This window comes from Mesorhizobium salmacidum (SeqCode) (assembly GCF_037179605.1).
Taxonomy (GTDB): Bacteria; Pseudomonadota; Alphaproteobacteria; order Rhizobiales; family Rhizobiaceae; genus Mesorhizobium; species Mesorhizobium salmacidum.
Map to the genome: position 1 here is coordinate 119,495 of NZ_JAPYKS010000013.1, position 19,964 is coordinate 139,458.

Annotated in this window: 17 protein-coding genes and 1 pseudogene; 8 read left to right on the forward strand and 10 right to left on the reverse strand. The window is 62.3% G+C overall.

Annotated features, from left to right (window positions below):
- Nucleotides 1-61 precede the first annotated feature (61 nt).
- Genes guaB through O7A60_RS18765 form a run of 3 tightly spaced genes read left to right on the forward strand, consistent with a single transcriptional unit; the run spans nucleotide 62 to nucleotide 2,583 of the window.
- The gene (gene guaB, locus O7A60_RS18755) at nucleotides 62-1,564 is read left to right on the forward strand and encodes an IMP dehydrogenase (RefSeq protein ID WP_140507237.1); all 1,503 of its coding nucleotides are present in this window, start codon (nucleotides 62-64) and stop codon (nucleotides 1,562-1,564) included.
- A 31-nt stretch (nucleotides 1,565-1,595) separates the two neighbouring features.
- Nucleotides 1,596-2,138, forward strand: coding sequence for a hypothetical protein (locus O7A60_RS18760; protein WP_337107563.1), 543 nt, complete (start codon nucleotides 1,596-1,598; stop codon nucleotides 2,136-2,138).
- A gap of 25 nt (nucleotides 2,139-2,163) precedes the next feature.
- Nucleotides 2,164-2,583, forward strand: coding sequence for an MAPEG family protein (locus O7A60_RS18765; RefSeq protein ID WP_337107511.1), 420 nt, complete (start codon nucleotides 2,164-2,166; stop codon nucleotides 2,581-2,583).
- Nucleotides 2,584-2,634: 51 nt separating this feature from the next.
- Here the strand turns inward: O7A60_RS18765 and rnd are convergent, their stop codons facing one another.
- The 3 genes and pseudogenes from rnd to O7A60_RS18780 form a co-directional block, all read right to left on the reverse strand.
- Nucleotides 2,635-3,786 (reverse strand): ribonuclease D, encoded by a 1,152-nt coding sequence (gene rnd / locus O7A60_RS18770; RefSeq protein ID WP_337107512.1) that lies wholly within the window; start codon nucleotides 3,784-3,786, stop codon nucleotides 2,635-2,637.
- Nucleotides 3,787-3,816: 30 nt separating this feature from the next.
- Nucleotides 3,817-4,133: pseudogene (locus O7A60_RS18775) on the reverse strand (hypothetical protein); the annotation flags it as partial.
- A gap of 14 nt (nucleotides 4,134-4,147) precedes the next feature.
- Nucleotides 4,148-4,522 carry an avidin/streptavidin family protein gene (locus tag O7A60_RS18780; RefSeq protein WP_337107513.1) on the reverse strand — a complete coding sequence of 125 codons (375 nt, stop codon included), beginning with the start codon at nucleotides 4,520-4,522 and terminating at the stop codon, nucleotides 4,148-4,150.
- 223 nt (nucleotides 4,523-4,745) lie between these two features.
- Here O7A60_RS18780 and aspS point away from each other — a divergent pair, with 223 nt between their 5' ends.
- Nucleotides 4,746-6,536, forward strand: a complete 1,791-nt coding sequence (gene aspS / locus O7A60_RS18785; RefSeq protein ID WP_337107564.1) for an aspartate--tRNA ligase — start codon at nucleotides 4,746-4,748, stop codon at nucleotides 6,534-6,536.
- Between the two features lie 108 nt (nucleotides 6,537-6,644).
- Here the strand turns inward: aspS and O7A60_RS18790 are convergent, their stop codons facing one another.
- Nucleotides 6,645-7,835, reverse strand: a complete 1,191-nt coding sequence (locus O7A60_RS18790; protein ID WP_140507228.1) for a hypothetical protein — start codon at nucleotides 7,833-7,835, stop codon at nucleotides 6,645-6,647.
- 331 nt (nucleotides 7,836-8,166) lie between these two features.
- On the opposite strand from O7A60_RS18790, the gene parC reads away from it, so the two are divergent.
- Together parC and O7A60_RS18800 are read left to right on the forward strand one after the other, a co-directional pair.
- Nucleotides 8,167-10,419, forward strand: a complete 2,253-nt coding sequence (gene parC / locus O7A60_RS18795; RefSeq protein ID WP_337107514.1) for a DNA topoisomerase IV subunit A — start codon at nucleotides 8,167-8,169, stop codon at nucleotides 10,417-10,419.
- A 251-nt stretch (nucleotides 10,420-10,670) separates the two neighbouring features.
- Nucleotides 10,671-11,876 carry an AI-2E family transporter gene (locus tag O7A60_RS18800; protein ID WP_337107515.1) on the forward strand — a complete coding sequence of 402 codons (1,206 nt, stop codon included), beginning with the start codon at nucleotides 10,671-10,673 and terminating at the stop codon, nucleotides 11,874-11,876.
- Here O7A60_RS18800 and O7A60_RS18805 read toward each other — a convergent pair whose 3' ends face one another.
- From O7A60_RS18805 to O7A60_RS18820, 4 genes are all read right to left on the reverse strand, one after another.
- Nucleotides 11,877-12,443, reverse strand: coding sequence for a hypothetical protein (locus O7A60_RS18805; RefSeq protein ID WP_337107516.1), 567 nt, complete (start codon nucleotides 12,441-12,443; stop codon nucleotides 11,877-11,879).
- Between the two features lie 101 nt (nucleotides 12,444-12,544).
- Entirely contained in the window at nucleotides 12,545-13,441 is an 897-nt protein-coding gene (locus tag O7A60_RS18810; RefSeq protein ID WP_337107517.1) for a DMT family transporter, read from the reverse strand.
- Between the two features lie 132 nt (nucleotides 13,442-13,573).
- A complete protein-coding gene (locus O7A60_RS18815) occupies nucleotides 13,574-14,332 on the reverse strand; it encodes an arginyltransferase (protein WP_337107518.1) in 759 nt (252 codons plus the stop codon).
- Between the two features lie 140 nt (nucleotides 14,333-14,472).
- A complete protein-coding gene (locus O7A60_RS18820) occupies nucleotides 14,473-14,943 on the reverse strand; it encodes an RDD family protein (RefSeq protein WP_337107519.1) in 471 nt (156 codons plus the stop codon).
- Nucleotides 14,944-15,145: 202 nt separating this feature from the next.
- On the opposite strand from O7A60_RS18820, the gene sthA reads away from it, so the two are divergent.
- Nucleotides 15,146-16,534 carry a Si-specific NAD(P)(+) transhydrogenase gene (sthA, locus tag O7A60_RS18825; RefSeq protein ID WP_337107520.1) on the forward strand — a complete coding sequence of 463 codons (1,389 nt, stop codon included), beginning with the start codon at nucleotides 15,146-15,148 and terminating at the stop codon, nucleotides 16,532-16,534.
- 78 nt (nucleotides 16,535-16,612) lie between these two features.
- Here the strand turns inward: sthA and O7A60_RS18830 are convergent, their stop codons facing one another.
- Complete coding sequence (locus O7A60_RS18830; RefSeq protein WP_337107521.1) at nucleotides 16,613-17,275, reverse strand: alpha/beta hydrolase; 663 nt, start codon at nucleotides 17,273-17,275, stop codon at nucleotides 16,613-16,615.
- 201 nt (nucleotides 17,276-17,476) lie between these two features.
- Between O7A60_RS18830 and O7A60_RS18835 the strand changes: the two genes are divergently transcribed.
- Nucleotides 17,477-18,802 (forward strand): OpgC family protein, encoded by a 1,326-nt coding sequence (locus tag O7A60_RS18835; RefSeq protein ID WP_337107522.1) that lies wholly within the window; start codon nucleotides 17,477-17,479, stop codon nucleotides 18,800-18,802.
- 18 nt (nucleotides 18,803-18,820) lie between these two features.
- Here the strand turns inward: O7A60_RS18835 and O7A60_RS18840 are convergent, their stop codons facing one another.
- Complete coding sequence (locus tag O7A60_RS18840) at nucleotides 18,821-19,897, reverse strand: LacI family DNA-binding transcriptional regulator (RefSeq protein WP_337107523.1); 1,077 nt, start codon at nucleotides 19,895-19,897, stop codon at nucleotides 18,821-18,823.
- Nucleotides 19,898-19,964: the final 67 nt, after the last annotated feature.

Sequence of the window (19,964 nt, forward strand, 5' to 3'; positions counted from 1 at the left end):
GAATAATGAGTCGGCGCTGTCCATTCCGGTCCAGCGCCTTTCTGCATTCAAAGGGCTGGCCATGGCAAAAATCATCGAAACCTCCACCGGCGCACTGGCGCTGACCTTTGACGACGTGCTCTTGCAGCCCGGTCATTCCGAGGTGATGCCCGGCCAGACCGACATCCGCACCCGCATCGCCGGCGACATCGACCTCAACGTGCCGATCCTGTCGGCGGCGATGGACACGGTCACCGAGGCAAGGCTCGCCATTGCCATGGCGCAGGCCGGCGGCATCGGCGTCATCCATCGCAATTTCTCGCCCGCCGAACAGGCCGAGCAGGTGCGCCAGGTCAAGAAATTCGAATCCGGCATGGTGGTCAACCCGGTCACGATCGGTCCCGACGCCACTCTCGCCGACGCATTGTCGCTGATGCGTACCTACTCGATTTCGGGCATTCCGGTGGTCGAGAATGGTGGCGCCGGCGGCCACAAGACCGGCCGGCTCGTCGGCATCCTGACCAACCGTGACGTGCGCTTCGCTTCCGATCCGGCGCAAAAGGTCTACGAATTGATGACCCGTGAGAACCTGATCACGGTCAAGGAGAATGTCGACCAGGACGAGGCCAAGCGGCTTCTGCACCAGCACCGCATCGAGAAGCTGGTTGTGGTCGACAAAACGGGCAATTGCGTCGGGCTGATCACCGTCAAGGACATCGAGAAGTCGCAGCTCAACCCGCATGCCACCAAGGATGCGCAGGGGCGCCTGCGCGCCGCGGCCGCCACCAGCGTCGGCGATGACGGCTTCGAACGCGCCGAGCGCCTTATCGAGGCCGGCGTAGACCTTTTGGTGATCGACACCGCGCATGGCCACTCACAGCGGGTGCTGGACGCGGTGACGCGGGCGAAGAAGCTTTCCAATTCCGTGCGCATCCTGGCCGGCAATGTCGCCACCGCGGAAGGCACGCGGGCGCTGATCGACGCCGGCGCCGACGCCGTCAAGGTCGGCATCGGTCCGGGCTCCATCTGCACCACCCGCATCGTGGCCGGGGTCGGCGTTCCCCAGCTTTCGGCCATCATGTCGGCGGTCGAGGCAGCGCATAAATCGGGCGCCTCGGTGATCGCCGACGGTGGCATCAAATATTCCGGCGATCTCGCCAAGGCACTCGCCGCCGGCGCCAGTGCCGCCATGATCGGCTCGCTGCTTGCCGGGACCGACGAAAGCCCGGGCGAGGTCTATCTGCACCAGGGCCGCTCCTTCAAGGCTTATCGCGGCATGGGCTCGGTCGGCGCCATGGCGCGGGGCTCCGCCGATCGCTACTTCCAGGCCGAGGTGCGCGACACGCTGAAATTGGTGCCGGAAGGCATTGAAGGGCAGGTTCCCTACAAAGGACCTGTGTCTGGCGTGTTGCACCAGCTTGCGGGCGGGCTGAAAGCCGCTATGGGTTATGTTGGTGGCCGCGACCTTGCCGATTTCCGCGACCGCGCCACTTTTGTGCGCATATCCAACGCTGGACTTCGTGAAAGCCACGCCCATGACGTCACGATTACCCGCGAAAGCCCCAACTATCCCGGCGGAGCCTGATTCTTCCGGGCTTTGGCGCAACTTGACCGCCATGGTGCTGCGCCTGTCGCGCCATGTCGGGGCGCTCTGCTTTCTCTCGGCGGCGGTTTTCATCGCCATGACGGGCATGGAGTTCTTCTATTTCCGCCAGTTGAGCGGGGGCTTGGCCTCGCTCGACATGCGCTATTTCGGATTCACGCCCGACGAAGGCATGGCCTGGCTGACGGCGCTTGGCCGGCGCGGCAGCGAGATCATCCTGGTCTGGCATTACCTGACCTTCGATCTTTTGTTTCCGGCGCTGCTGTCGCTGACGCTGGTCAGCCTGATCCTGGCGACTGGCCGGCGACTGAAGAATTTCCGCGTGCTGCCGGCTCAGATGCAGGCGATCTTCGCGCTGGTCCTGGTGCTGCCCTACACGCTCGCCGACTACGCCCAGAACATCGCCGTGGCGCGGCTTCTGTCCGATTTCCTCTACGCCAACCCGGATTCGCTGTCTTTCGCCTCGGCGCTGATCGTCACCAAATTCGCGCTTCTCGCCGTCCCGGTCATCGTCATTGCCGCTTTCTGGTTGGCGGGCCAAAGACGTCAGAATTGAAGCCGAACAGGGCAGGGGCGACTGCATGAACCAGACCGCGATCTTCTGGCCGATGCTCGCCCACGTACTGCTGATCTATATCGTCTATTGCGTACTGGGCCGGCGCCGATATGTTGCCGTCAAGTCGGGCGAGGCGAAGGCGAGCCAGTACAAGGCCCGCTCGACAGAACCGGTCTCCTGCGCGACCGTTGCCGGCAATCTCAGCAATCAGTTCGAACTGCCGGTGCTTTTCTATGTGCTGTGCCTGGCGCTGCACGTCACCAATGGCGTCAACTATCTGACACTGGCGCTGATGTGGGCTTTCGTGGTGACCCGCTACTTCCACGCCTGGGTTCACCTGACCAGCAACGATCTGCGCTGGCGCAGCCGCTCTTTCTTCCTTGGAGCGGTCATTGTCCTGTTGGGCTGGATCTGGCTCGCTCTTCACCTGCTCGGGGTGATTTGAGCAGAATTGGCGTCAGCTCTCTTCTCCGCGACGGAAGAAGAGAGACTGAACCTACAGGTCGAACACTGCTATTTTTCGATTGTCGAACTTGATGCCGATCTCGCCGCGCACAAGTTTCAGCGCCTGTTCGCCGAACACGGCGCGTCGCCAGCCTTGCAGCGCCGGCACATCGGCATCCTCGCCTTCGGCGGCGATGCGATCGATATCGTCGCTGGAGGCGAGCACCTTCGAGGCGACGCCCTGTTTTTCGGCGATGATCCTGAGCAGCACTTTCAAGAGCTCCGCGGCCGCATTCGACCCCTCGGGCGGCTGGAAGCTTTTCGGCAGTTTCGGCATCTGCTCCTTGGGCAGGGCGAGCGCGGTGTTGACCGCGCCGAGCAGTGCCGTCGCCGTCGAGGAGCGTTCCCAGCCCTTGGGCGTGGTGCGCAGCTTGGCAAGGGCTGCCGCATCGCGCGGCCCTTGCTGCGCGATCTCGTAGATCGCGTCGTCCTTGAGCACGCGGCCGCGCGGCACGTCGCGCTCGCGCGCCTCGCGTTCGCGCCAGGCCGCCACGGTCTGCACGATCGCCAGCTCCTGCGGTTTGCGAAGCCGCATCTTCAGCCGCTTCCAGGCGTCCTCGGGATGCGGATCGTAGGTCTCGCGCGAGGTCAGGACATCCATCTCTTCATTCAGCCAGTGGGCGCGGTTTTCCCGCGCCAGCTCGGCGTTGAGGTGCTGGTAGACCTCGATCAAATGGGTAACGTCGGCCAGCGCGTAGTCGAGCTGCTTGTCGGACAGCGGGCGGTGGCGCCAGTCGGTGAAGCGCGACGACTTGTCGAGTCGTGCGCCGGTGATGCGCTGCACGAGCTGGTCGTAGGAAACGCTGTCGCCGAAGCCGCAGACCATCGCCGCCACCTGTGTGTCGAACACCGGGTGCGGAACGAGATCGCCGAGATGGACGATGATTTCGATGTCTTGCCGGGCGGCGTGGAAGACTTTGACCACCGCCTCGTTGGCCATCAATCTGAAGAAGGGAGCGAGGTCGATATCAGGTGACAGCGGATCGATCAGCGCCGTTACGTCGGGCGCGGCCATCTGGATCAGGCACAGGATGGGCCAGAAGGTCGTTTCGCGGATGAATTCGGTGTCGACGGTGACGAAATCCGACTTTTCGAAAGCGGCGAGAACGGTCTCGAGTTCTTTCTGGGTGGTGATGACGTGCATCAAATCGCTTTTGGCAGGAGTAGGGTCTTCCTAGATTTCAGCCGGGAAGGCTTTCGTCAAGCTGTGGTGCCACCGTGACGGCCCTTCCGGACTGTCTGGATCACTATTTCTCCTCGCCAGCCGCGCAAAAATGGTCGAGGTGCGCAACAGCGCGGTGAAGCGCTGCGCTTGCCGGCCGGCATGCCGGAGAGGATGACGGCGGTGAAGACCGCTTAGACCATGGCGCTGAAGACAAACAGCGCGCTTGGCCCGAAATACTGCATCGCTGTCGAGGCCGCGAACGGGCCGCCAATGGCGCCGAAGGAATAGAACAGCATCAGGGCCGCCTTGATCAGCACGAACTCGCCGGCGGTCGGAGTATTCAATCGACGCGCTCAAAGGTGTCTAGGCTGGTCCCGAAGGCGCGCCATGTTCCGACCTGGGTCAGCTTTGCGGGCTCACCCTCGGCATCGGCTGAAAGTGCCAGTCCAGCCACTGTGTGCCACAACATCTCCATCTTGCCGTCTCGAAAAATGCCGGTGTAGCTGACCGCCGCCGGGCCCGTTTTTCCTAACGCCGCGGAAGTAAAGCCAATCACATCTCCATGAGCGGCCTCGTGGAGAGGCACTTCCATCCCGGAAAAGCTGCTGTCGGGCAATGCTGTCTTGAAGACACCGCGGATCAAACCATCGCTATCGTCTTCGATAACTACAACCGAACCGTATTGATTGCGCCAAGTGCCCTTCCAGGAAAACATGTTTGCCTCCTCTCACTCCATCATGCGCCAACGCGAGAGGCGGTTTACGGTTCCGCCACATGACCGGCTATGGATTGAAACCCGAAGTTCCAGACTGAGAGACTGCCGCTCCATCCGTTTGCCTTGACAAACCATGCCTCTCATGCGCTTTTCGCGCAAATTTTGGGCCGGGCTGCGATGCTTTGGCCCGCAACCCACAATCCCGGACTTTTTATCCATGACCATGCACCGTTACCGCAGCCATACCTGTGCCCAGTTGCGAAAGAGCGACGTCGGCAATTCCGTTCGCCTGTCGGGCTGGGTGCATCGCGTGCGCGACCATGGCGGCCTGCTGTTCATCGATCTGCGCGACCATTACGGGCTGACCCAGATCGTCGCCGATCCGGATTCGCCTGCCTTCAAGGTCGCCGAGACCTTGCGCGGCGAATGGGTGATCCGCGTTGACGGCGAGGTCAAGGCACGCCTGCCGGAAACCACGAACGCCAACCTGCCGACCGGTGAGATCGAGATTTTCGCCCGCGAGATCGAGGTGCTGTCGGCGGCCAAGGAATTGCCGCTGCCGGTATTCGGCGAACCGGACTACCCCGAGGACATCAGGCTGAAATACCGCTTCCTCGACCTGCGCCGTGAGACGCTGCACCGGAACATCGTGGCGCGCACGAAAATCATCGCCGAGATGCGCAAGCGCATGGGCGAGGTCGGCTTCACCGAATTCTCGACGCCGATCCTTACCGCCTCGTCGCCGGAAGGCGCGCGCGACTTCCTGGTGCCGTCGCGCATCCATCCTGGCACCTTCTACGCGCTGCCGCAGGCTCCGCAGCAGTACAAGCAGCTTATCATGGTGTCCGGCTTCGACCGTTATTTCCAGATCGCGCCGTGCTTCCGCGACGAAGACCCGCGCGCCGACCGTCTGCCTGGCGAATTCTACCAGCTCGACGTCGAAATGAGTTTCGTCGAGCAGGACGATGTGCTGTCGACCATGGAACCGGTGATGCGCGGCGTCTTCGAGACCTTCGCCAACGGCAAGCCGGTGACGCAGAAATTCCAGCGCATCCCTTACGATGTCGCCATGCGCAAATACGGTTCCGACAAGCCGGACCTGCGCAACCCGATCGAGATGCAGGCCGTCTCCGACCATTTTCGCGAGTCCGGCTTCAAGGTGTTCGCCAACATCCTGGCCAACGACCCGAAGGCCGAGGTGTGGGGCATTCCGGCAAAAACCGGCGGCAGCCGCGCCTTTTGCGATCGCATGAACAGCTGGGCGCAAGGCGAGGGCCAGCCGGGGCTGGGCTACATCTTCTGGCGCAAGGAGGGCGACAAGCTCGAAGGCGCCGGCCCGCTCGCCAAGAACATCGGCGAGGAGCGCACCGAGGCGATCCGCCTGCAGCTTGGCCTTGCCGATGGTGATGCCGCGTTCTTCGTCGCCGGCGACCCGAAGAAGTTCGTCTCCTTTGCGGGCGCCGCGCGCACGCGCGCCGGCGAGGAGCTGAACCTTGTCGACCGCGAGCGCTTCGAACTGTGCTGGATCGTCGACTTCCCGTTCTTCGAATGGAACGAGGAGGAGAAGAAGATCGACTTCGCCCACAATCCGTTCTCGATGCCGCAGGGCGGCATCGATGCGCTGAACGGCGAGGACCTGCTCGGCATCAAGGCCTTTCAGTACGACATGGTCTGCAACGGTTTCGAGATCGCCAGCGGCGGCATTCGCAACCATTTGCCAGAAACCATGGTCAAGGCATTCGAGACGGTCGGGCTGGACCGCGCCACGGTCGAGGAGCGCTTTGGCGGCCTCTATCGCGCCTTCCAGTATGGCGCGCCGCCGCATGGCGGCATGGCCGCCGGTGTCGACCGCGTCGTCATGCTTCTGGTCGGCGCCAAGAACCTGCGCGAAATCACCATGTTCCCGATGAACCAGCAGGCCTATGATTTGTTGATGAACGCGCCGTCGGAAGCGAGCCCGCAGCAGCTTCGCGATTTGGCGCTGCGCGTCGCGCCAACCAAGAAGGACGCCTGACCGGAAGCTTCGGGCTTTACTTCAGGAACTTGCTCGAACCGGTTCTTCCGATTCGCCAACAAAAAACCGGCAGCGATGCCGGTTTTTCGTGTCCTGAGGCCGTTTCGATCAGTCCTCGTTTGCCTTGACGCTGACGCCGAGCGTCTTCGGCAGGTCCAGCGGGTTCGACATGGCGCCCGCCATGATCAGCGCGAACGGCACCGATGCCGGCGGCTCGGCCGAGATTTCGAGGCTCTTCGGATCGTCGAGATATTTGCTGACCGCGGCGGTCACCTGAGCCGTGAGTTCCGGATTGTTGAGCTGCGCCATGCCGAACGGCACGATCGCCTTCGCCTGGTTGGCGATGTCCTTGGCCGACATGCCCTGCTGCTTGCCGACATAGTCCAGCACCTTGCCGGTCAGCGAATCGTCGTCGAAGCGGATCGAGGCGCTGTTGAACGAAAGCTGCTGCAACAGGCCGAGCATGGCCATGCCTTGCGCCGAATTGTCGGCGCCTTCCGGCTGTGCGGCCATCTTCTTCTGCATTTCCTGCAGCGACTTGATGAAGTCGACCGTGTAGCCGCCGAGGTCGAAGGTCATGCCGAGCGTGCCGGCATTCTCGACGGAGATGTCGTATTTCGACAGTTCCATCTTGCCGTCAGATGGCTGCCAGGTGCCGGCCATTTCGAGATTGCCCGAGATGTTCTGGTAGCCGAGCGCGCTGATGACCTCCTTGGATTTGGGATCGTCGACCAGCGAGAGATCGGCCGTGAACTTCTCCGTATTGGCGGTGAATTCCATCGCCTTGCCGTCGGCGGGCGGCGTGATCTCGATGGCAAGGCCGTCCATCGAGAATGCGGTTTTGTCGGCGACCTTGACCGTCATGTTCGACAGTTCAGCGGATTTATACATCATCAGCGAGCCAAGCGGGCTGGTGGAGCCGTCGGCCGGCACCGTCATGTCGTGGATGATGAAGGGGCTGAGATCGAGGGTGACGCCGTCCTTGCTGTGTTCGAAGGCCGAGGTCGACACGGTGCCGATATCATAGCCGCCATTGGCTTCGGTGATGTTCTCGAGCTTGACGTCGCCGATCGTCAGCGCTTCCTTTTCCGCGGCCGGTTTCACCGACACGCCCTGCAGCACCATGCTGGTGTTGTCGCCGGTCACGCCGGTCCAGGAGATGTCGACGCCCTGTGCGGAGAGCGCAGCCTTCAGCCGGTCCGCGACCGCGGCGTCCTGGGCAAGGGCAGCATTCAGCGGCAGTGTGAGCAAGAAGGTCGAAAGAGCGAATTTCCGGAGAGTTGAGCGGTTGATTGTCATCGCAAGGTCCCTGAGAGTGTCCTGAAATTATTTTTCAATTCTTTGCGCCATCACCATTCCGTGACGAACTGGACGGGAAAAAGGCGTGTCCCGGCACAATGGTCGAAAATCGCGGTGAAAGGCAAACCCGATCCGAACGCTATTGGACAATGCAGTGAATTTGGCATGAAGGTCGGGCCGCCTGCGTGCTTCGCAATAGATGCGGGATGTAACAGACTGATGTTGGCCGGCAAGCTCGATCTTGCGGTCTCCTGTTGCAGAAAAGTGCGCAAATCGACCGGTCCGGTGCGCGCCCCTTGCCGCGAATCACCCGCTCGGCTAGTCCCAGCCCATGGGAAAAAGGCTTTTGCCGCCTGACAATGGCGGCGGCGATCATATTGAACCGGTCGATCTGAAGAAGGCGCTGGAAGAGCGTTATCTCGCCTATGCGTTGTCGACCATCATGCACCGGGCGCTGCCCGACGTTCGCGACGGACTGAAGCCGGTCCATCGCCGTATCATGCACGCCATGCGACTGCTGCGCCTCAATCCCGACCAGGGTTTTGCCAAATGCGCCCGTATCGTCGGCGAGGTGATGGGCAAGTTCCACCCGCATGGCGACCAGTCGATCTATGATGCGCTGGTACGGCTGGCGCAGGATTTTTCGATGCGCTACCCCTTGGTCGACGGCCAGGGTAATTTCGGCAACATCGACGGCGATAACGCCGCCGCCATGCGCTACACCGAAGCGCGCATGACCGACGTGGCGACCGAATTGCTTGCCGGCATCACCGAGGATGCCGTCGACTATCGGCCGACCTACAATGAAGAGGACGAGGAGCCGGTCGTGCTCCCCGGCGCCTTCCCGAATCTGCTGGCCAACGGCTCGTCCGGCATCGCGGTCGGCATGGCGACGTCGATCCCGCCGCACAACGCGGCCGAGCTTTGCGACGCCGCACTGCATCTGATCGAGCATCGCGACGCGCCGGTGGCGAAGCTGATGGATTTCGTCCAGGGTCCGGATTTCCCGACCGGCGGCATCATCGTCGACAGCCGCGCCTCCATCCACGAAGCCTATGAGACCGGCCGCGGCGGCTTTCGCGTGCGGTCGAAATGGAACCAGGAGGACCAGGGCAGGGGCACCTGGAGCATCGTCGTCACCGAAATCCCCTATGGCGTGCAGAAGGCGCGGCTGATCGAGAAGATCGCCGAGCTGTTGATGGCCCGCAAGCTGCCGCTGCTCGAGGATATCAGGGACGAAAGTGCCGAGGACATCCGCGTCGTTCTGGTGCCCAAGAGCCGTTCCGTCGACCCCGGCATCCTGATGGAATCACTGTTCAAGCTCACCGAGCTCGAGAGCCGTTTCCCGCTCAACATGAATGTGCTGTCGCGCGGCAAGGTGCCCAACGTGCTGTCGTTGAAAGGCGTGCTGCAGGAATGGCTGGATCACCGCCGCGACGTCCTCATCCGTCGCTCGAAACATCGCCTCGGCGAGATCGAGAGGCGGCTGGAAATCCTTGCCGGCTACCTGATCGCCTACCTCAACATTGACGAGGTGATCAGGATCATCCGCGAGGAGGATGAGCCAAAGCAGGTCATGATGGCCCGCTGGTCGCTCACCGACACCCAAGCCGAAGCGATCCTCAACATGCGGCTGCGCGCGTTGCGTAAGCTGGAGGAATTCGAGATCCGCAAGGAATTCGATGGCCTGACCGCAGAGAAGAAGCAGATCGAGGCGCTGCTGGCGTCCGATGCAAAGCAGTGGTCGACGATCAAGTGGGAAATCACTCAGGTTCGCGACAAGTTCGGCCCGGAGACCGAGATCGGCAAGCGCCGTACCCAGTTCGCCGATGCGCCCGAGCACGACCTGACCGACATCGCGCATGCCATGATCGAGCGCGAGCCGGTCACCGTCGTGGTTTCGGAAAAAGGCTGGCTGCGGGCAATGAAGGGCCATCTGGCCGATCTTTCGACGCTGACCTTCAAGGAGGGTGACAGTCTCAAGCTCGCCTTCCATGCCCAGACGACAGACAAGGTGCTGGTCTTCACCACCGGCGGCAAATTCTACACGATCGGCGCCGACCGGCTGCCCGGCGGCCGCGGCCATGGCGAGCCGATCCGCATCATCGTCGACATGGACAATGACCAGGACATCGTCACCGCCTTCGTCCACGATCCCAAGCGCAAGCTGCTGCTCGCCTCTCTCGACGCCAACGGCTTCATCGTTGCGGAGGAAGAGGTGGTCGCCAACACCCGCAAGGGCAAACAGGTGATGAACGTCAAGGCCCCGGACGAAGCCAAGCGCTGCGTGCCGGTCACTGGCGATCATCTGGCCATCGTCGGCGAGAACCGCAAGATGCTGGTGTTCGCGCTCTCGGAAATTCCGGAGATGGGTCGCGGTAAGGGCGTGCGGCTGCAGAAATACAAGGATGGCGGCCTTCTCGACCTCAAGCCGTTCACGCTGGAGACCGGTCTTTCCTGGCAGGATTCGGCCGACCGCACCTTCACGCGGTCGCGCGAGGAACTGGCCGAGTGGATCGGCGCGAGGGCATCGGCAGGGCGTATGGTGCCGAAGGGTTTCCCCAGGACTGGCAAGTTCGGGTAACGGGGCGCTTCTTCCTTCTCCCCTTGTGGGAGAAGGTGGATCGGCGCGTAGCGCCGAGACGGTTGAGGGGTGTTCCATGGAACACCAACGCCTCGCTCCGCTGGAACACCCCTCATCCTCGCCTTCGGCGACACCTTCTCCCACAGGGGGAGAAGGAAACACAGCGCCACCATCACCATTTGGACTATCGTCACGATTGCTGCACTATATCAGTGCATAACTGACCGGACGGGTCGGGGAGAACAGGGCATTTGAAGGAAGCAAAGATACAGAAACCGGAACGGCAGCAGCGCCTCTTCGGGCTGTCCACACCGCTCCGGTCGGCCGTCATACCGCCGCTGTCGGCGGCGCGCTGGCTGCTGGTGCTGATCGTTGCCGCTGGTGTCTATTTCTTCCATGGTTTCCTGTTCCCAGTGCTGGCCGCGCTCGTCATCGCTTTCGCCAGCTGGCCGCTCTATCGGCGCCTGCTGGTCGGCGTCGGCGGTAACCGAACCATCGCCGCCACATTTGCCATCCTGTTCATCCTCGCCTTCCTGGTGATACCGATCGCGCTTGCCGGCACCTATGCAATCAACGAGGTGCGCGAGTGGGTCGGCTGGGCGATCGAGACCAATCGGCACGGTGCGGTGACGCCGCACTGGATCGCCACCCTGCCTGTGGTGGGTGAGTGGCTGAACGAGCAGTGGACGACCAATCTCGGCCATCCCGGCGGCATCGGCGAACTGATCCAGCTGGTCAGCGGCGCCAATATCGGCAGCATTTACCGCGGCGCGCTCGCCGCCGGCGGCAGCGCTTTCAGCCTCTTTCTGACGCTGCTGTTCATGATGATCGCCCTGTTTTTCGCCTATCGCGATGGCGAGAATTTCGCCGGCCAGATCGACCGCCTCGGCGAACGCATCCTGCCGACCCGCTGGGAGCGGATCTCGCGCGTCGTGCCGGCGACCATTTCCTCGACCGTGACCGGCATGACCGTGATTGCCATCGGCGAGGGTCTGGTGCTGGGCGTCGCCTACTGGCTGGCCGGCGTGCCGTCGCCTGTGACGCTGGGCGCGCTGACAGGCGTGATGGCGCTCATCCCCGGTGGTGCGCCGCTGTCCTTTACCTTGGTGTCGATTTACCTCGCCGCCAGCGGCTCGCCGATGGCCGGCCTGGCGCTGTTCATATGGGGAACGGTCGAGCTGTTCATCGTCGACAAGACATTGCGCCCCAAGCTCGTGGGTGGACCGATAAAACTGCCCTTCCTGCCGACCTTTTTCGGCTTGATCGGCGGCGTCAAGACGATGGGTTTTCTCGGCCTGTTCATCGGCCCGGTGCTGATGGCGCTGCTGGTCGCGATCTGGCGCGAGTGGCTGCGCGAGGTGGAGTTGGCCGACGACACCGCTCCCGATCCCGTAGCCGAGCTCGAACGCGGGCCGCCACAGATCGAGATTACAGCAGAAAAAAGAGCCAAGGCCTGACTACGGCTTGTGCCGGCCTTGTGTCATCACTTGTGGAAAGACAAGCGCCCACACGAGTGTGGCCCACGTCGAGAAGGCTGCCAGCATCATGAAAATGAAGCCCGGCAAGAAAATCGATTCCGCACCATTCCAGAAGTGGCTGAGTTGACACGCCTCGGTTAAGTCCGGCCCTTCCGGGAGGCGGAATCCTTTCGACAACCAGCCCCCTTGTTGGCGCACAATAAAGATCATCAAGAAGTAAGAGAATGCAAAAAATAGGCACCACCAGAAGGTGCCCATGGCATATTTGCCTTCCCATGGTCGTGCGATCATCCAACATTTCACCAGCACGCCGAGATGGATTACTCCGGCCATTGCCATGAACAAAGTCGCTCCAATGATATTGCGAGCAAACGGCAAGCCGCACTGCCCGAGGTCTACTTTTCGGACGAACCAACTGGAAAATAGTGTCGCTGCACTGGCGTCGAAGCCTCGCGCAACCCCAAATGCCGCCACGATTAGCAGCAGGACGACCACGGTCGAAATGGTCGCCTCTCGACTGATCCCAACGCGCACAGTTGATTTCACGGCTCACTCGACTTCATACGAGCCATCCTGAAGGCGAGCTGTTACTAGCGCGCTAACGGCGGCCAGGATTCTAAATCCAGCACCTCTTGTGCCGAGGGCTTCTAAACGGGGTGACTTAATGCAAGCGTGCCCCGGCGCCTGCGCCCATCATGCAGCTGCCAGAGCGAATGGGCGACCAGCGTGACGATCAGGATGCCGCCGCCGATCAGGCTGTTGCGCGTCGGCGTCTCGGCGAAGATCATCCACACCCAGATCGGCGCCAGCACCGTTTCGAGCAGGTAGAACATCGCCACTTCCGGTCCCGAAATGTATTTCGGCCCTGCGGCGAGGCAGAAGAACGAGATCGGCATGATGACGGCGCCGTTGAAGATGATCCACCATGGCGCGTTCACGTGGAAGCCTTCGCCTGTCACCATGAAGGCGGCCAGTCCAAGCGGCAGAAGGACGCCTATGAGCGAGGTGAATCCCATATCCTTGCCGCTGGCGCGCGAGATGGTGATGGCGACCGCGATGAAGAATGCCGAGCAGAGCGCCATGAAGTCGCCGAACAGCTTGCCGGTGCCGACCGAACCGCCGACGATGACCAGCACGCCGAGGATCATGACCAGCATCGCCACAATCGTCACCGCCCGCGGTCTTTCCTTCAGGAATATCCAGGACAGCAGTGCGGCGAACACGGTGTTGAAGGCCAGGATGAACACCAGATCGGCGGTCGAGGTATGAAAGACCGCGGTAACGAAGGTGATCGAGGTCAGCCCATAGCATATCGCCACGATCAGCCCGGACCAGCCGGGGATGAGCGGCGGGACATTCCGGCTCAGCGCGCGCCAGACCGACCAGATGATCATCGCGGCGATGAAGGTGGTTCCGGTCCGCAGCAAAAGGATCGTCCACGCGCCGCCATCCGCAAGGCGGATCAACGGTATGTCGACAGTCAGTATCAGCCCGCCGATGGCGGTTATCAGAAGGCCCTTCTGGTGGTCTTGGTGAGAGGACATGCAGGAACTTTCGCAATGAAATGCAGGCGGTGGCCGACCGGCGCAATCGCGCACTCTCTCCATCCGAGCGGCTGAAAGACCAGCATCCCCTGCCTTGAAACAGTTAAGCGTGGATCGTGGGAAAACTCAGCGTCAGACCGCTTCGTGGGTATAGCGCTCCCAGCCTTTTGGGCCGAGATGCTCCTGCGGCATGAAGCGCATCTTATAATTCATCTTGCGCGAACCATTGACCCAGTAGCCAAGGTAGACATGGGGCAGTCCCATCGCCTTGGCACGGGCGATGTGGTCGAGGATCATGAACGTGCCGAGCGAGCGGCTTTCGAAATCGGGATTGAAATAGGAATAGACCATCGACAGGCCGTCGGCCATCTTGTCGGTGAGTGCCACCGCGATGAGTTCACCCTGACCCTTGCCGGTGATGAAAGTATCGGGTCCCCGCCGCCGGTATTCGATCACCTTGGTGTCGACATGGGTATCCTCGACCATCATGGCGTAGTCGAGCACCGTCATGTCCGACATGCCGCCGCGGCGGTGGCGGGCATCGAGATAGCCGCGGAACAGCGAATATTGTTCGGTCGAGGGCTCGGCATTGTGCATGGCGCCGACGAGGTCGGAATTGTGCTGCAGCACGCGCTTCATGTTGCGGCTGGCGGTAAACTCCTGGGCCAGGATACGCACGGATACACAGGCACGGCAGGTCTCGCAGGCTGGCCTGTAGGCGATGTTCTGCGAGCGCCGAAAGCCGCCTTGCGTGAGCAGGTCGTTCATCTCCGAGGCCTTGTCGCCGACCAGATGCGTGAACACCTTGCGCTCGAACTGGCCGTCGAGGTAGGGGCACGGCGACGGCGCGGTCAGGAAAAACTGCGGCGACTGGGTCGGGTGCTGCGTCATCGAGCCTTGGAAACACTCCTTCGAATCGCTCTACCTTTGGCTCCGGCGGCGAAAAATTCAATAGGATAGTGAAGGCGCGGTTGACTGAACACCTTCACATTTGCGCTCAAGGGGCTGTGTTTTCTCTTGAGGCGCCGGTTCTAGCGGCCAGTGCGGCTGACGGCCGTGCCGAGCAAAAGATCGTGCAGCGTGCGCTTGCGGTCGGAGAACAGGGTCACCAGCAGGACCAGCGGCGACAGGATGACGTTGCCGGCCCAGAACAGCACGGAATGGACGACCGCCGTGAGGCCGTCGATCGGCCTGCCGTCCAGACGGTCGAGGCGGATGCCCATCATCTTCATGCCCGTAGTGGCTTGGTCGGCGCTGCCCAGCGTGTTCCAGATGTAGAGGATGGCGACTGCCGGCACCAGGACGCCAAACAGCATCCAGCCAAGACCGAGGGTCAAAAGCCCGAGGAAGAACACCAGGATGGCGAACGGAATGGTGAGCAGGGCGACGATGATATAGTCGAGCACGAAGGCCAGGATGCGTCTTGTGCGCACGCCTTCATAAGCCCTGAAATCGTCAAGCCGGGTGTCGATGATTTCGCCGTCGAGAACGCGAGCGTCCATGTCATTTCCTCGTAACAGGGGCCTGCTTAGCCTGCGCCCACCTCATCAGAAATGGTGAAGGCTGATGGTGGAATCAAGATCGGGCCGTTTCGCCGCGCACCGGGCAGGGTAGAATGGGCTGACGGTCTGAACCGGTTGAATTTGCAGCGTGGATGGCGTTAGCTTGCTGCGGCGCAACAAGACGCCGAGGGGACGGGGTAATATGGACTATGACATGCTGGTCATCGGCAGCGGCCCCTCGGGCCGCCGCGCGGCGGTGCAATCGGCCAAACTCGGCAAATCGGTGCTGGTGGTCGACCGGGGCCGGCGTCTTGGCGGCGTCTCTGTGCACACCGGCACCATCCCCTCGAAAACGCTGCGCGAAACCGTGCTCAATCTCTCGGGCTGGCGCGAGCGCGGCTTCTATGGACGCGGCTATCGGGTCAAGCAGGATATCTCGGTCGGCGACCTGATCGAGCGCCTGCACAAGACGCTCGATCACGAGGTCGAGGTGCTGCAACACCAGTTCATGCGAAACACGGTCAAAAGTGCGCGCGCGGCGGTGAAATTTCTCGGCCCCAACAAGGTCAGTCTGACATCGGACAATGGCGATTACAGCGAAGTCGGCTTTGCCAACGCGCTGATCGCCGTCGGTACCAGGCCGCATCGGCCGCGCGACGTGCCCTTCGACAAGACCCGTGTCTTCGACAGCGACGAGATGCTTGAACTCGACCGGCTGCCGCGCACGCTGACGGTGATCGGCGCCGGCGTCATCGGCGTCGAATACGCGACGATCTTTTCCGCGCTCGACGTACCGGTGACGCTGGTCGAGCCGCGCAACTCCATCCTCGATTTCGTCGACCGGGAGATCGTCGACGATTTCATCCACCAGATGCGCGACCGCGGCATGACGATAAGGCTGGGCAGCGCGGTCAAGGAAATCCGCTCCAAGCCGGAAGCCGCCGAGGTGGAACTGGCCGATGGCCGAACCATCCGCTCCGAGGTCGTGCTCTACGCCGCCGGCCGCACCGGCAATGTCGGCAGCCTCGGCCTCGACGTGGTCGGCATCGAAGCCGACTCCAGGGGCCGTATCAAGGTCGATCCGCAGACCTTCCAGACCAGCGTGGCCAATATCTACGCCGCCGGCGACGTCATCGGCTTTCCGAGCCTCGCCTCCACCTCGATGGAGCAGGGCAGGGTGGCCGCCTGCCATGCCTTTGGCGTGACCCTGCCGGCGCCGCCGGAGACCTTTCCCTACGGCATCTATGCGGTGCCGGAGATCTCTACGGTCGGCCAGTCCGAGGAACAGGTACGTCAAAGCGGCGGCGCCTATGAGGTTGGTGTCGCGCGCTTCCGCGAGACGTCGCGCGGCCATATCATGGGCGTCGACACCGGCTTCCTGAAGCTGTTGTTCTCGATCGAGACGCGACGCCTGCTCGGCGCGCACATCGTCGGCGAGGGCGCCACCGAACTCATTCACATCGGCCAGGCGGTGATCAACCTCGGCGGCACGGTCGACTTCTTCGTCAACAATACCTTCAACTACCCAACGCTGGCCGAGGCCTACAAAATCGCCGGCCTCGATGCCTGGAACAGAATGGGACGCGGGTAGGGCGCGACGGCTATTCAGCGGTCGCTGGCTCGATCACGCTGCGCACCTGCGAAGGGAGCGGTCCGAAAGACACTCAGCCTACCTGCGCAGCACCGCCGATCCCGCCAGCCAGTGCCTGATAATTGCTGCGTCGGGGTCACCGATTTCGTGGCCCGATGGAACAATCCGGGCGTCGATCTCCGTGCCGTGCCGGCTGAGCAGCGTCACCAGCGCCGGCGCGAAAGGCCCGTAGGTCTCGTCGGCGGCTCCGGCAATGATCAGCGTTCGTGTCTCCGCAAGGTCCGTCGCCGGGGCCTTGTCGAGCACAGGCATTGGCCTCAGCAGCGCCGCGTTCCGGACGATGCCGGGATGGAGCAGCATCAGGCTTGAAATTAGATTGGCGCCGTTCGAATAGCCAAGGAATGTCGCGTGACCGAGATCAAGCCCGTGGCGCGCGGCGGCTTCGGTTGCGAATGCCGCGAACGCGGCGGTTTCGACACGGATGCTTTCCTGGTCGAAGCGCGTCGGCGTGATTCGCTCGAACCAGCGAAAACCGTCCTCCTGGGGGATACGGCCACGCACCGCGACCAGTGCGGCATCTGGTGCCATGCGTCTCGCCAGCGCCACCATGCTTGTCTCGTCGACACCCGATCCATGCAGCAGGAACAGGCATTCACGGCCGCCTCCGCCGGCGCCGAGGAGACGATAGGGAAAGGCCAGGTCCAGCATCGGCGGACCATTTTCGACACTGGCGCCAATCATATCGCATCCCGTTGATTATATGAGGTTTCGCTCAATTTGCCGGCTTCAAAACGCAATATTTTCATGCTCCGCGAAAGTTGATTGAACCAGGCGCATTCCAGCCCGTTTCTGCGCCGATATACTCCCTGCGGGAGGAATCGAAGCGGTGCGTCGGGGGTCGCATTGCTGGACATGAACAACCAGCTTTGAGGCCTTTTGTCGATGACCACCCCTGTTTCGCCGGATCGCGAGTTGCGTATCCCAGATCACGATTCGCGTATCCCAGATCGCGACACGCGTATCCTAGATCGCGATTCGCGTATCTTGGAACGCGACACGCGTATCCTAGATCGCGACACGCGTATCCTAGATCGCGATTCGCGTATCTTGGAACGCGACACGCGTATCGATGTACTGCGCGCGCTGGCCCTGCTCACGATCTTCATCGACCATGTGCCGGGCACGGCTTTCGAGGCCCTGACCTACAAGAATTTCGGTTTTTCTGATGCGGCCGAAGCGTTCGTGCTGATTTCCGGCATCTCGGTCGCGCTCGCCTACGGCACGAAATTCCGGCCGGGAGGCCGGCTTCTGGCGACCTTGAAGATGTGGCGGCGGGCGGGCTTGCTCTACATCGCCCATATCGTCACGACGATGGTGGTGATGGCCCTGTTCTGCGCCGTGTCGGTGTTTGCCAAGCGGCCGGAACTGCTGAAGCTCATCAATATCGAGCCGCTGATGAAGGACACGCCGCAAGTGCTGGTCGGCATCGTCACGCTTGGCCACCAGCTCGGCTACAACAACATCCTGCCGGTCTATGCCGCGCTGCTTTTGATGGCGCCGGCCTTCGTGCTGTTTGTCAGCTACAGGCCCGTCGCGGCCCTTCTCCTGTCCGGCATGCTGTGGCTCGTTGCCGGAATCTGGCAGATCGCACCGCCCAATTATCCCGAGCCCGGTTTCTGGTTCCTCAATCCGCTGTCCTGGCAGTTCCTGTTCAACATCGGCCTTGCCGCCATGCTGCATGTCAGGCGCGGCGGTATCATTCCGGTCAACCGCTGGCTGATCGGCGCGGCCGCCGCCTATGTGCTGGCGGCGCTGGTGTGGGTGCATAGCCCGCTCTGGGGACATATAACGTGGTTCAACCTGCCGGTGGTGATCGGCGGCTTCGACAAGACCTTCCTGTCGCTGCCGCGGCTGTTGCACATCCTGGCGGTCAGCTATCTCGTCGTCGCCCTGCCGGCGCTGTCCGGCCTGTTGCGCACCAGCCCCGATCATCCGCTGGCGATACTGGGCAAACGATCGCTGCCGGTCTTCATCGCGGGCACGGTGATCGCCATGGTCGCGCAGGTGATGAAGGTGATCAATCCGGGCGGGTTCGTCTATGACAGCCTGCTGATATCGGCCGGCATTGCCATGCAGTTCGCGCTCGCCTTCTATCTCGAATGGCTGTCGACCATCGGCGGTTTGGGCAAAGCCCGCACGGCCCAAAAGGATCCCGCGCCGGTTCGTGCGCCTTTGGGCCTCTCTGCCATGGCAAGAGCCAATCGGTAGTCGGTTCGGGCGTGCGGTTCAACCGCGGGGCGGACCCGACGAGCCCCGCACGATCAGTTCGACCGGCAGTTGCTGCCGGCTGACCGGTCCGTCGCTCTCTAGGATCGCCCTGACGGCAAGGCGGCCCATCTCGGCAATCGGCTGGGCGATCGTGGTCAATGGCGGCTCGGACACCGCTGCTTCCGAAACACCGTCGAACCCGACGACGGAAACATCGTCAGGCACGTTGAGCCCGCGTGCGCTCAGCCATTCGAGCGCCACCAGGGCTATTCTGTCCGACATGGCCAGGAGGGCGGTGGGCGGTGCGTCGGAGGCGAAGATGGTTTCGAGCCCTGCTTTCGTGCTCGCCACGTCGTTGGCGGTCTCGTAGACGGATACTTTGGATGTATCGATGCCAACCCGCGAAAGCTCCCGGAGATAGCCGGTGAGGCGGTCGCGCGTCCCTGCATAGGTTGCCGCCCGGACCTGTTCGGCCGAAACAAGGCCTGTCCTGTCGTCGGCGAAGGGCAGGGCCAGAACGGCGAAGCGGCGATGTCCGAGATCGGTGAGATGGCGGGCCGCCATGCCGGCGCCGGCGATGTTGTCGACACCGATCGCGGCGACCGACCCGTCCTCGGAATCGAGGTCGAGCGCGACGAAGGGAAGCTTGCGCTCGCGTGCCAACTCCACCAGGCGCGAGCCGCCTTCGATGCAGAAGACGATGAAGCCGTCGACCAGGGCGCTCTGGATGTTCCAGGCAAGCTGCTCGTTGTTGGCGGCCGAGACCAGGGAAATGCCGGCTCCCGTCGCATCGCAAGCCTGCGAGATGCCTGCCATCATAACGCGCGCAAACGGATCGTCGAAGAAATAGGAGAGGGGCTCGGCGGTGGCAACGCCGATGGCGTTGACCTTGCCGGCCCGCAGCAGCCTGCCCTTTGGATCGGGTCCGCCATAACCCATTGCCTCGGCTGCCGCGCGAACCCGGTCGCGGACTTCCTCGCGCACGATCTCGGGGCGGCTGAATACATTGGACGCGGTGCCGTGCGAAACACCGGCGGCCTTTGCGATATCGGCCAGTCGGACGGGTCGTCGATTGCCTGCACTGAGTGACGCCATTTGCGCGTGCCTCCTGACATGCATTTAGCACGTTCCTGGGCCGCATCTAGCATTTTCGTTGGATCGA